At 68.8% G+C, this 12,251-nt stretch carries 8 protein-coding genes; 4 read left to right on the forward strand and 4 right to left on the reverse strand.

The window, feature by feature from the left end; all coding sequences use genetic code 11:
* Positions 1-374: 374 nt before the first annotated feature.
* From glgB to WIX39_RS06775, 4 genes are all read right to left on the reverse strand, one after another.
* Positions 375-2,549 carry a 1,4-alpha-glucan branching protein GlgB gene (gene glgB, locus WIX39_RS06760; protein ID WP_409194716.1) on the reverse strand — a complete coding sequence of 725 codons (2,175 nt, stop codon included), beginning with the start codon at positions 2,547-2,549 and terminating at the stop codon, positions 375-377.
* A gap of 5 nt (positions 2,550-2,554) precedes the next feature.
* Positions 2,555-4,246: an alpha-amylase family glycosyl hydrolase gene (locus tag WIX39_RS06765; protein ID WP_409196326.1), complete on the reverse strand. Its 1,692-nt coding sequence runs from the start codon at positions 4,244-4,246 to the stop codon at positions 2,555-2,557.
* Between the two features lie 88 nt (positions 4,247-4,334).
* A complete protein-coding gene (locus tag WIX39_RS06770) occupies positions 4,335-5,405 on the reverse strand; it encodes an NAD/NADP octopine/nopaline dehydrogenase family protein (protein ID WP_409194717.1) in 1,071 nt (356 codons plus the stop codon).
* The gene (locus tag WIX39_RS06775) at positions 5,398-6,363 is read right to left on the reverse strand and encodes a Bug family tripartite tricarboxylate transporter substrate binding protein (protein ID WP_409194718.1); all 966 of its coding nucleotides are present in this window, start codon (positions 6,361-6,363) and stop codon (positions 5,398-5,400) included. The genes WIX39_RS06770 and WIX39_RS06775 overlap by 8 nt, the downstream gene beginning before the upstream one ends.
* A 203-nt stretch (positions 6,364-6,566) precedes the next feature.
* Here WIX39_RS06775 and leuS point away from each other — a divergent pair, with 203 nt between their 5' ends.
* The 4 genes from leuS to WIX39_RS06795 all read left to right on the forward strand — a co-directional run bounded on the left by leuS (position 6,567) and on the right by WIX39_RS06795 (position 12,201).
* Positions 6,567-9,197 carry a leucine--tRNA ligase gene (gene leuS, locus WIX39_RS06780; RefSeq protein ID WP_081270089.1) on the forward strand — a complete coding sequence of 877 codons (2,631 nt, stop codon included), beginning with the start codon at positions 6,567-6,569 and terminating at the stop codon, positions 9,195-9,197.
* A 15-nt stretch (positions 9,198-9,212) separates the two neighbouring features.
* Positions 9,213-9,734, forward strand: a complete 522-nt coding sequence (gene lptE, locus WIX39_RS06785) for an LPS assembly lipoprotein LptE (RefSeq protein ID WP_081270088.1) — start codon at positions 9,213-9,215, stop codon at positions 9,732-9,734.
* Between the two features lie 7 nt (positions 9,735-9,741).
* Positions 9,742-10,815, forward strand: a complete 1,074-nt coding sequence (gene holA / locus WIX39_RS06790) for a DNA polymerase III subunit delta (protein WP_081270087.1) — start codon at positions 9,742-9,744, stop codon at positions 10,813-10,815.
* A gap of 93 nt (positions 10,816-10,908) precedes the next feature.
* A complete protein-coding gene (locus tag WIX39_RS06795) occupies positions 10,909-12,201 on the forward strand; it encodes a glutamate-5-semialdehyde dehydrogenase (RefSeq protein WP_409194719.1) in 1,293 nt (430 codons plus the stop codon).
* The last annotated feature ends 50 nt before the right edge of the window (positions 12,202-12,251 follow it).

Genomic DNA, 12,251 nt, shown 5'->3' on the forward strand with positions numbered 1-12,251 from the left:
ACGCTCCGCTCCTCGGCGCAGCCAGAGGGGAGGGGAGCCCACTCGGGCCTTTGCTTCGCTCGGCCCCATGTGGCACAGCCGCTGCGCGGCTGCGCCACCGCGCCGAGCGCAGCGATGGCGCGTTTGGTTTCCCAATCCCTTCTGGCTGCGCCGAGGAGCGCAGACGTAGGCGGGATCAGGGCCGCAGCTGTTTGAGCGAAGCGAGTTCTGCGGACCCCCGCCGGAGTCGAGCACCGCAGGTTGCCCGTAGCGAAGCGAAGGGACGCAGACAGCAGGGTCGCCTTTCTTTTGCCTACGTTTCTTTGGCGAAGCAAAGAAAAGTAGGTCGGCCGCCGGGCCGAGACCCGGCCCCGGAAAACAAACACCCAAGAACATCAAACCAACACCCACATCACAGTACCCAAAGGCGGCAAGCTGACACAAACAGAGTCCGCCTTCCCATGCCACTCAACGGCAGAGCTTTCGACAACCCCGTTGCCAACCCCACTCCCCCCATACACAGCCCCATCCGTATTGATGATCTCCCGGTAAGAACCAGCACAGGGAACCCCCAGCCGATACCCAACCCGAGGCACAGGCGTGAAGTTGCAGACAGCGACAACAAACGCCCCGTCAAGAGCCCGCCGGACAAAGGCAAACACCGACTGATCCGCATCGTCATGCACGATCCACTCGAATCCGCCACCGTCATGGTCGAGCTCGTGCAGCGCCGGAAAATGCCGGTACACGTTGTTCAGGTCGCGCACCAGCCGCCGCACGCCTTGGTGCGCCGCATGCTCCAGCAAATGCCAGTCCAGGCTGCGGTCCGCGTTCCATTCGGCGTACTGCGCGAACTCGCCCCCCATGAACAACAGCTTCTTGCCCGGATACGCCCAGAGGTAGCCATACAGGTTGCGCAGCCCGGCAAACTTCTGCCACTCGTCTCCCGGCATGCGCCCGATCAGCGAGCCCTTGCCGTGCACCACCTCGTCGTGCGACAGCGGCAGCACGAAGTTCTCGCTGTGCGCATACATCAGCCCGAAGGTGATCTTCTGGTGGTGGTGCTTGCGGTAGACCGGGTCGGTGCCCGCATAGGCCAGGGTGTCGTTCATCCAGCCCATGTTCCACTTGTAGTGGAAGCCCAGGCCGCCGTCTTCGGGCGGGCGGGTCACGCCGGGGAAGCTGGTCGACTCTTCGGCCAGCGTCACCGCGCCGGGCCGCTCGACGCCCACCACGCGGTTCATGCGCCGCAGGAAGTCGATGGCCTCGAGGTTCTCGCGTCCGCCGAAGGTGTTGGGTATCCACTCGCCCGCCTTGCGGCTGTAGTCGCGGTAGAGCATCGAGGCCACCGCGTCCACGCGCAGGCCGTCCACGCCGTAGCGCTCCAGCCAGTAGAGCGCGTTGCCGACGAGGTAGTTGCGCACCTCGGTGCGCGCGTAGTTGAAGATCAGCGTCTGCCAGTCGTTGTGGAAGCCCTCGCGCGGGTCTGCGTACTCATAGAGCGCGGTGCCGTCGAAGCGGCCCAGGCCGTGCGCGTCGGTCGGGAAATGCGCGGGCACCCAGTCGAGGATCACGCCCAGCCCCGCCGCATGCGCGGCCTCGACGAAATGCCGGAAGTCGCCCGGCGTGCCGAAGCGCGAGGTCGGCGCGTACAGGCCGATCGGCTGGTACCCCCAGGAGCCGTCGAACGGGTGCTCGCTGATCGGCAGCAGCTCGATGTGCGTGAAGCCCATGTCGCGCGCATAGGGCACCAGCGTGTCGGCCAGCTCGCGGTAGTCGAGCCACTCGTGGCCGTTGTTCTTGCGGCGCCACGAGCCCAGGTGCACTTCGTAGATGCTGACGGGCGCGTGGCGGCCGTTGGCCTCGGCGCGGCCCTCGGGCATCTTCACGGCAGCCGGCAGCGGCTGCACCACGCAGGCGGTGTCTGGCCGCAGCTGCGCCGAGAACGCGAACGGGTCGGCCTTGCGCAGCACTTCGCCGTGGGCCGAAAGAATCTCGAATTCGTAGGCATCGCCCACCGTCACGTGCGGCGCGAAGATCTCCCACACGCCGCACTCGCGGCGCAGCCGCATCATGTGGCGCCGGCCGTCCCAGTTGTTGAAGTTGCCGACCACCGACACGCGCCGCGCATTCGGCGCCCAGACCGCGAAGGCCACGCCCTTGACGCCGTTCATCTCGCGCAGGTGCGCGCCCAGCCGCTCCCACGGCCGCAGGTGCGTGCCCTCGGCCAGCAGCCAGACGTCGGTGTCGCCGAGCACGAACGGAAAGCGGTAGGGGTCCTCGAGCCGCGAGGTGTGGGCGTCCCAGTCGATCTGGAACGAATAGCCCATGCGGGCCTCGGCCGCCGGCACCAGCCCGCTGAAGAGGTCCGACTCGCCGTGGCGCGAAAGGATCGACAGCGGCCAGCCGGTGCGCGAATGCACCACCGCCACGCGCTGCGCGCCGGGCAGAAGCGCGCGCACCTCCAGGCCCTCGGCGGTCTCGTGCGGCCCCAGCACGGCAAAAGGATCGCCATGTTCGGCGCGCATGAGCGCGTGGATTTCTGATTCGGACAACGGCTTCGGGGGCATGGCGGTCAGCTCATTCCTTCTTCGGCGGGCATGCCGATGAAGACGCCATAGGGCGCCAGCACCAGCATGCGCTTTTCGTTCACGGTCTGCACGGCGGCGGTCGGCGCGAGCGGTTGTCCGACGAGGGGCTGCACTGACTGCAGGCGATCGGGCAAGGGCATCGACACCGGTACGCTTCCCAGGTTGAAGATCGCGTGGAGCGATTGGTTCCCGTCGTTGCGCTCGAAATGCAGCAGGGGCTCGGGCGCGTCGATGAAGGCGATGCCGCCGGTGCGCAGCAGCGGCTGCGTGCGGCGCCAGCGCAGCAGGGCGCGGCTGAAGGCCAGCATCGAGCCCGGGTCGTCGGCCTGCCGCTCGACGGCCAGCGGCAGGTGCGGCCCGTACACCGGCAGCCAGGGCGTGCCGGTGGTGAAGCCGCCGTGCGGCGCGTCGGCGGTCCAGGGCATCGGCGTGCGGCAGCCGTCGCGGCCCTTGAACTCGGGCCAGAACGCGCGGCCGTAGGGGTCCTGCAGCAGCTCGAAGGGCACCTCGGCCTCGGGCAGGCCGAGTTCCTCGCCCTGGTAGATGCTGGCGCTGCCGCGCAGCGTGAGCAGCAGCGTCAGCCAGAGGCGGTCGCGGCGCGTGTCGGCGGGTGCGCCGCCGCTCCAGCGGGTGGCGACGCGCGGCACGTCGTGGTTCGACACGGCCCAGCAGCCCCAGCCGCCGGTGGGCGCCAGCGCGCTGTCGAGCGCCTCCACCTGGTGGCGCAGCTGCCCGGGGCTGTGGTCGGCCGTGAGCAGGCTGAAGCTGTAGGCCAGGTGCAGGCGCCTGCCGCTCTCGGTGTATTGCGCCATGACGGGCGGCGCGTTCTCGTCGCCGACCTCGCCCAGCGCGACCGCGCCGTAGCCGTCGAGCAGCCGGCGCAGGTTTTCGAGGAACGCCAGGTTCTCGTGCTGGCTCTTGTCGTACAGGTGCTGCTGCATCGCATACGGGTTGTCGGCGCGCACCGTGCTGACTTCGTCGATCGACGCGAGCGAGGCCGGCGGGTTGTCGCGCAGCAGCGCGTCGTGGAACTGGTGGTTGCAGGCGTCGAAGCGGAAGCCGTCGACGCCGCGCTCGCACCAGAAGCGCACTTCGCCGAGCAAGGCCTCCTGCACCTCGGCGCAATGGAAGTTCAGGTCGGGCTGCTCGGCCAGAAAGCTGTGCAGGTAGTACTGCCGCCGCCGCGAATCCCACTGCCATGCCGAGCCGCCGAACACCGACAGCCAGTTGGTGGGCGGCGTGCCGTCGGGCCGGGGGTCGGCCCACACGTACCAGTTGGCCTTGGGGTTGTCGCGCGAGCTGCGGCTTTCGGCGAACCAGGCGTGCTGGTCGGAGGTGTGCGAGAGCACCTGGTCGATGATGAGCTTCAGGCCCAGCGCATGCATGCGCGCGAGCATGGCGTCGAAGTCGGCCAGCGTGCCGAACAGCGGATCGACCGCGCGGTAGTCGGACACGTCGTAGCCGAAGTCCTTCATCGGCGAGCGGAAGAAGGGCGAGACCCAGACCGCATCGACGCCGAGCGCCGCCACGTGGTCGAGCCGGGCCGTGATGCCGGGCAGGTCGCCGATGCCGTCGCCGTTGCTGTCGCTGAAGCTGCGCGGGTAAATCTGGTAGATCACCGCTCCGCGCCACCATTCGCTGCCGCCTTTGTCGCTGCTCTTGTCGCTGGTGCCCATGCCGGTCCCTGTGGTCGGAAAAATCATTGTGGCATGCGAGATTCGGGCCAGTGGCAAGCCCCGTGCGCGCCCCGGGCCGCCGCCCCTGCTACAGCCGCGCGAGCAGCCCGGCGACGGTTTCGTTCGCCAGGCCCAGCGGTTCGAGCAGGTCGTTCTCGCGGCGGAAGTCGATGCCGTTGACCAGCGAGGCCGCGTCCACGATGGTGCGGGTCGCGGGCGTGGGCACGCCGGCGATGGCGCCCAGCGCCTCGATGAAGGCCAGGCCGTAGGGCATGTCCTCGGTCACGTAGCGGGTGTCGGCCTGCACCGGGCCGGGCGGGCCGCCGCGCTTGGCGTGCAGTTCGGCGGCGATGTCCGCCAGCTTTTCCGACGTGGTGCCGAAGGAACGCGCGAAGTGCGCCTCGATGGGGCCGAGCTCGATGCCGAAGGCCCGCGCCACGGCGCGGCGCTCCTGGTCGAGCGCCTCGATCGCGCGCGACACGCCGGGCGTCATGCAGTGGTACTGCGGCCAGTTCTCGGCGCGCTCGATGCGGGTCCAGTTGAACACCGCGAGCGGGCCGTGCGACTGCGGGTTGACGTTGGCCAGCGCGCTGGCGAGGGCGCTTTCCTGCGCGAAGAAGCCGTCGCCGAAGAGTTTGGTGCACAGCGCGACGGCCTCGTGCGCCTTCGCGCCGGGCAGGGTGGACACGCCGACCGCCTTGCGCCGCGTCATGACCTTGACCTGCGTGGCCGACGCCCGGCGCGCGGTCAGCACGGTCGTGCCGAAGCTGGCCACGGTGATCTGCCGGCCGGCTTGCCTGGCTGCCTCATGGAGATAGAGCGACGACAGCGAGGCCATCGAGCTGACGATCACGGTCTGGCTGTCGCGCAGGAAGGGCAGCAGCGCGTCCATCACCCGCCTGTGGCCGTTGACGGGCAGGGCGAGCAGCAGCACGTCCGACGCCGCGCAAAGGCCGGCCGCGTCGCCGGCGACCTCGACCGTCACCGAGAACGACTGGATGCCGCCGGCTTCCAGCGCCTGCGTCCGCAGGGCCTCCGCGCCCCGGCCGCCCGGCGACCACACGGTCACGCCGTGCCCCGCCTGCCGCAGCCACGCCGCGCTGGCCAGCGCGATCGCCCCTGCGCCGGCGATGCCGACGCGGTGTGCCGATTTATTCAACCTTGATCCCGCCCTGCTTGATGACCTTGGCCCAGCGCTGGCTGTCTTCCGTCACGACCTTGCCCAGCGCGGCCGGGCCGCCGCAGGTGTTGACCGCGCCCAGCTGGGCGAAGCGCTGCTTCGTCTCCGGCAGGTTGCACACCTCCATCAGCGCCGCCGACAGCTTCTCGATGCTGGCCGCCGGCATGCGTGCCGGCGCCATCACGCCGACCCAGACCGGCACTTCCATGCCCGGCAGTCCGGTGGCCTCGCCGATGGTGGGCGCCGAGCCCATGCCGGGGAGGGACACGCGCGAGAAGGTGCCCAGCACGCGCGCCTTGCCGCTGGCCACCATGGGCTCGATCGAGGCCACGCTGGTCACGATGGTCGCCACCTGCCCGCCCAGCAGGTCGGTCATGGCGGGCGCCGCGCCCCGGTAGGGCACGTGCAGCAGGTCCACGCCGCCGGCCTGGGCCAGCAGCGCCCCGGTCAGGTGCGAAACGGTGCCGTTGCCGGTCGAGGCGTAGGTCACCTGGCCCGGCCTGGCCTTGGCGTCGCGCAGCACGTCGGCCACGGTCCTGTAGGGGCTTTCGGTGCGCACCGACAGCGTCATGGGCGTGTCGGCCACCAGGGCCACCGGCACCAGCTCGTGCGCCGGGTCGTAGGGCAGCCTGGCCTGCAGGTGGGGTGCGATCGTGACCGCGCCGCCCGTGGCCAGCAGCACGGTGGCGCCGTCGGTCGCCTTGGCCACCGCGTCGGCGGCCACGATGCCGCCGGCGCCGGCCTTGTTGTCGATGATGACCGGCTGGCCCAGCCTGTCGGTCAGCTTGGCGCCCAGGTAGCGGGCAATGACGTCCTGGGCGCCGCCGGTGGCGAAGGGCACGACGATGCGCAGGGGCTTGTCGTTGTGCTGTGCCCACAAGGGCGTGGCGGCGACTGCGGCGAAGCACAGGACAAGATGTTTCAAAAACAATTTCATGGCGAATTCCATCCCGTGGCGCACTGTTCGGGCTTCGTTATTCCGCGAAATGCCGTGGAGCCGGCTTGGGCGGGCCGCCGGCATTGCCCCCGGCGGGGTGAAGGAGAAGCGACACGAAGTGCGCGAAGCCTGGGGGCGAGTCTAGTCCGGCGCGATAATCCCGCGTTCCCGGCCGCCTTGCGCCGGGCTCTTGCCGAACCGCCATGAATCCCAGCTACAAACCCAGCGACGTCGAGTCCGCTGCCCAGGCGCAATGGAGCGCCGCCGATGCCTACCGCGTCACCGAGGACGCGAGCCGCAAGAAGTACTACGCCTGCTCGATGCTGCCGTATCCCAGCGGCAAGCTGCACATGGGCCACGTGCGCAACTACACGATCAACGACATGCTCACGCGCTACCTGCGCATGAGCGGCTACAACGTGCTGATGCCCATGGGCTGGGACGCCTTCGGCCTGCCGGCCGAGAACGCGGCGCTGAAGAACGGCGTGCCGCCGGCCAAGTGGACCTACGAGAACATCGCCTACATGAAGGGCCAGCTCCAGGCCATGGGCCTGGCCATCGACTGGAGCCGCGAGATCGCCACCTGCGACCCGAGCTACTACAAATGGAACCAGTGGCTGTTCCTGAAGATGCTCGAAAAGGGCATTGCCTACCGCAAGACCCAGGTCGTGAACTGGGACCCGGTCGACCAGACCGTGCTGGCCAACGAGCAGGTGATCGACGGCAAGGGCTGGCGCACCGGCGCCACGGTCGAGCGCCGCGAGATCCCGGGCTACTACCTGAAGATCAGCGACTACGCCGAGGAACTGCTCGAGCACACCCAGCACAAGCTGCCGGGCTGGCCCGAGCGCGTCAAGCTGATGCAGGAGAACTGGATCGGCAAGAGCGAAGGCCTGCGCTTCGCCTTCACCCATGACATCAAGGGTGCCGACGGCAAGCTGATCCAGGACGGCCGCATGTACGTGTTCACCACGCGCGCCGACACCATCATGGGCGTGACCTTCTGCGCCGTGGCGCCCGAGCATCCGCTGGCCGCACACGCTGCCACGCTCGACCCCAAGGTCGCGGCCTTCATCGAGGAGTGCAAGAGCGGCGGCACCACCGAGGCCGAGCTCGCCACGCAGGAGAAAAAGGGCGTGCCCACCGGCCTCACGGTGACGCACCCGATCACCGACGAGCAGGTGCCGGTGTGGGTCGGCAACTACGTGCTGATCGGCTACGGCGACGGCGCCGTGATGGGCGTGCCCGCGCACGACGAGCGCGACTTCGCCTTCGCCAACAAGTACGGCATCGAGATCATCCAGGTCGTTCTGGTCGACGACGAGCCGCACTTCGACTATCACAAGTGGCAGGACTGGTACGGCGACAAGCAGCGCGGCGTGACCATCAACTCCGACAACTTCAGCGGCATGAGCTACAAGGAGGCCGTGGCCGCCGTGGCGCATGCGCTGGGCCAGAAGGGCCTGGGCGAGCTGCAGACCACCTGGCGCCTGCGCGACTGGGGCGTGAGCCGCCAGCGCTACTGGGGCACGCCGATCCCGATCATCCATTGCGAAGAGCACGGCGCGGTGCCGGTCCCCGAAAAAGACCTGCCCGTGGTGCTTCCGACCGACTGCGTGCCGGACGGCTCGGGCAACCCGCTGCACAAGCACGAGGGCTTCCATGCCGGCGTGGTCTGCCCCGTCTGCGGCAAGCCCGCGCGGCGCGAGACCGACACCATGGACACCTTCGTCGACTCGTCGTGGTACTTCATGCGCTACTGCGACCCGAAGAACGACGAAGCCATGGTGGCCGGCGGCGCCGACTACTGGATGCCGATGGACCAGTACATCGGCGGCATCGAGCACGCCATTCTTCACCTGCTGTACGCGCGTTTCTGGACCAAGGTGATGCGCGACCTCGGCCTGCTGAAGGCCGACGAGCCCTTCAGCAAGCTGCTGACGCAGGGCATGGTGCTCAACCACATCTTCTACAAGCGCAACGAGAAGGGCGGCAAGGACTACTTCCCGCCCGCCGAGGTCACGACCGTGCTCGACGCGCAGGGCCGCATCATTGGCGGCACCACCGCCGACGGCACGAAGGTCGAGTACGGCGGCGTCGGCAAGATGGGCAAGAGCGAACGCAACGGCGTCGACCCGCAGGACCTGATCGAGAAGTACGGCGCCGACACCGCGCGCCTGTACACCATGTTCACCGCGCCGCCCGAAGCCACGCTGGAGTGGAACGACGCGGCCGTCGAGGGCAGCTACCGCTTCCTGCGCCGGGTGTGGAACTTCGGCGCGGCGCAGGCCGACGTCGCTCCCGCCGCGCTGGCCGGCCAGACCTTCGGCAAGGGCGCCCAGGCGCTGCGCCGCGAAGTGCATACCGTGCTGCGACAGATCGACTACGACTACCAGCGCATGCAATACAACACGGTGGTGTCGGGCGCGATGAAGCTGCTCAACGCGCTGGAAGGCTTCAAGCCCGACGGCAGCGCGGGCGACGCCGCCGCGGTGCGCGAGGGCTTCGGCATCCTGCTGCGCTGCCTGTACCCGGCCACGCCGCACATCGCGCAGCAGCTGTGGAACGAACTCGGCTACGACAAGGACCTGGGCGGCCTGCTCGACGCGCCCTGGCCCACGGTCGACGTCGGCGCGCTGGTGCAGGACGAGATCGAGCTCATGCTGCAGGTCAATGGCAAGCTGCGCGGCAAGCTCAGCGTGCCGGCCGGCGCCTCGAAGGACGAGATCGAGAAGCTCGCGCTGGCCTGCGACGACTTCGTCAACTTCGCCGAAGGCGCGCCACCCAAGCGCGTGATCGTGGTTCCCGGCCGCCTGGTCAACGTGGTTCTCTGAACGAACGACTCAAGCATGAACAATCGCAATGTCTCGCTGCCGCGCCGCGGCCTTCTCCTCGGACTGGCGGCGGCCGGCGCCTCGCTCGGCCTGGCCGGCTGCGGCTTCGAGCTGCGCAAGGCGCCGGTGTTTGCGTTCAAGACGCTGTCGGTGTCGGGCAACACGGCCATGATCAACCAGATCCGGCGCGAGCTGCGGGCCACCGGTTCGGTGACCGTGCTGCCGCCGGAAGACGCGTCCAAGGCCGACGTGATCCTGGAGATCCTGGGCGAGGACCGCAACCGCATCGTGATCTCGACCAATTCGGCGGGCCTGGTGCGCGAGCTGCAGTTGCAGCTGCGCATCCGCTTCCGGCTGCGCACTCCCGGCGGCAAGGACCTGATTCCGGCCGCCGATGTCTCGCAGACGCGCGACCTGAGCTTCAACGAGACCAACGCGCTGGCCAAGGAAGGCGAAGCCGACCTGCTGTTCCGCGACATGCAGTCGGACATCGCGCAGCAGCTGATGCGCCGCATCGCCGCGGTCAAGTCGCTGTAATCCGTCGATGCAACTCGCCAGCGCCTCGCTCGGGGCCCATCTGCAGAAGGGCCTGAAGCCGCTCTACACGATCCACGGCGACGAGCCGCTGCTCGCGCAGGAAGCGGCCGACGCCATCCGCGCCGCCGCGCGCGCGCAGGGCTATACCGAGCGCAGCTCGTACACCGTGGCCGGCGCGCACTTCGACTGGAGCGCGGTGCTCGCGGCCGGCGGCTCGCTCTCGCTGTTCGCCGACAAGCAGATCGTGGAGATCCGCATTCCGTCGGGCAAGCCCGGCAAGGACGGCAGCGCGGCGCTGCAGCAGCTGGCCGAGTCGGCGCCCGGCAACGACAGCACGCTCACGCTGGTGATGCTTCCGCGGCTGGACAAGGCCACGCGCACCGGCGCCTGGTTCTCGGCGCTGGAGAACAACGGCGCGAGCATCCAGGTCGACCCGATCGAGCGCAATGCGCTGCCGCAGTGGATCGCGCAGCGACTGGGTCAGCAGGGCCAGCGCGTGATGCCCGGCGACGAAGGCCAGCGCACGCTGCAGTTCTTTGCCGACCGCGTCGAGGGCAACCTGCTCGCGGCGCACCAGGAAATCCAGAAGCTCGCGCTGCTGCACCCGGCGGGCGAACTCAGCTGGGAGCAGGTGGAGGGCGCGGTCAACAACGTGGCGCGCTACGACGTGTTCAAGCTGTCCGAAGCCGTGCTGGCCGGCAACCCGCAGCGCGTGGCGCGCATGCTCGACGGCCTGCAGGCCGAGGGCGAGGCCGAGGTGCTGGTGCACTACACGATCGCCGAGGACATCCGCGCACTCAAGCGCGTGAAGGACGCCATGGCCTCGGGCCGTCCGCTGCCGATGGCGCTGCGCGAGAACCGCATCTGGGGTCCGCGCGAGCGTGCCTTCGAGCGCGTGCTGCCCCGGCTGGACGACCGCATGCTGACCCGCCTGCTGCGCGCCGCGCACGTGGTCGACGGCATCGTGAAGGGCCTGAAGCAGCCCGACTGGCCCGCCAGTGGCTGGCAGGCGCTGCAGCGGCTGGCGTTGATGCTGTGCCGCGCCTGCAGCAGCGCGGCGGCCGGCCCCAGGCGCGCTTGACCGGCACTTGATCCGCGCCTGATCCGAGGATGGCTCCAGCCATCAAAAAGCCCGCCGCAGCCCGGCCGCGGATCGGCGTGGGAAAATAGGGGCATGAACGCGTTCAACGTCAGCGAGCACATGCAGACCCTGGGTCTGCAAGCCAAAGCCGCTGCATTCCTCATGGCCCGTGCGGATGCAGCTACCAAAAACATAGCACTGAAGGCGCTGGCCCGGCGCCTGCGCGAAGCCGGCCCGGTGCTGGCCACGGCCAACCAGAAAGACCTGGAGCGCGCTACGGCCGCCGGCCTCTCGGCGCCGATGGTCGACCGCCTCAAGCTCACGCCCAAGGTCATCGAGACCGTCGCCCAGGGCTGCGAGCAGCTGGCCGGCATGGCCGACGTGATCGGCGAAATCATCGGCATGAAGCAGCAGCCCAGCGGCATCCGCGTGGGCCAGATGCGCGTGCCGATCGGCGTCTTCGGCATGATCTACGAGAGCCGGCCCAACGTGACCATCGAGGCCGCGAGCCTGGCCATCAAGAGCGGCAACGCGGCCATCCTGCGCGGCGGCTCGGAAGCCATCGAATCGAACAAGGCGCTGGCGCTGCTGGTGTCCGAGGCGCTGGCCGAAGCCGGCCTGCCGGTCGAGGCGGTGCAACTGGTGCAGACCACCGACCGCGAAGCCGTCGGCCAGCTGATCGCCATGCCGGAGTTCGTGGACGTGATCATCCCGCGCGGCGGCAAGGGCCTGATCGAGCGCATCAGCCGCGACGCCAAGGTGCCGGTCATCAAGCACCTGGACGGCAACTGCCACGTGTACGTGGACGACACGGCCGAGTTCGACATGGCGCTGCGCATCGTCGACAACGCCAAGACCCAGAAGTACAGCCCCTGCAACGCCGCCGAAGGCCTGCTGGTGTCGGCCACGGTCGCCGAAGACTTCCTGCCCGAGATCGCCGCCATCTTCGCGGCCAAGGGCGTGGAAATGCGTTGCGACCCCGAAGCCGCCCGCATCCTGCGCGCCGACGACGCCATCGATCCGCAGGCCAGGGTGGTCGATGCAGTGGAGTCGGACTGGTCCGAGGAATACCTGGCCGCCGTGATCAGCATCAAGGTGGTGGCCGGCGTGGACGAGGCCATCGCCCACATCAACCGCTATTCGAGCCATCACACCGACGCCATCGTCACGCGCGACCATGTGCATGCGCAGCGCTTCCTGCGCGAGGTCGATTCGGCCAGCGTCATGGTCAATGCGAGCACCCGCTTCGCGGACGGGTTCGAGTTCGGGCTGGGTGCCGAAATCGGCATCAGCACCGACAAGTTCCACGCCCGCGGACCGGTCGGCATCGAAGGACTGACCTCGCTCAAGTACGTCGTGCTCGGGCAGGGCGAAGTCCGGAGTTGAGAAGCCGTGGAGAGCGGATCGGCTGAGGCAAGTCTGCTTTCTCCCGTCTT

Source organism: Variovorax sp. AB1(2024) (genome assembly GCF_037482385.2).
GTDB lineage: Bacteria > Pseudomonadota > Gammaproteobacteria > Burkholderiales > Burkholderiaceae_C > Variovorax.

Excerpts from the sequence above, each read along its gene's own strand:
- lptE (WP_081270088.1), top strand. The coding sequence starts at position 9,213 with ATGAACAATCGCAATGTCTCGCTGCCGCGCCGCGGCCTTCTCCTCGGA.
- leuS (WP_081270089.1), top strand. The coding sequence starts at position 6,567 with ATGAATCCCAGCTACAAACCCAGCGACGTCGAGTCCGCTGCCCAGGCG.
- glgB (WP_409194716.1), bottom strand. The coding sequence starts at position 2,549 with ATGCCCCCGAAGCCGTTGTCCGAATCAGAAATCCACGCGCTCATGCGC.
- holA (WP_081270087.1), top strand. The coding sequence starts at position 9,742 with ATGCAACTCGCCAGCGCCTCGCTCGGGGCCCATCTGCAGAAGGGCCTG.
- WIX39_RS06795 (WP_409194719.1), top strand. The coding sequence starts at position 10,909 with ATGAACGCGTTCAACGTCAGCGAGCACATGCAGACCCTGGGTCTGCAA.
- WIX39_RS06775 (WP_409194718.1), bottom strand. The coding sequence starts at position 6,363 with ATGAAATTGTTTTTGAAACATCTTGTCCTGTGCTTCGCCGCAGTCGCC.
- WIX39_RS06765 (WP_409196326.1), bottom strand. The coding sequence starts at position 4,246 with ATGGGCACCAGCGACAAGAGCAGCGACAAAGGCGGCAGCGAATGGTGG.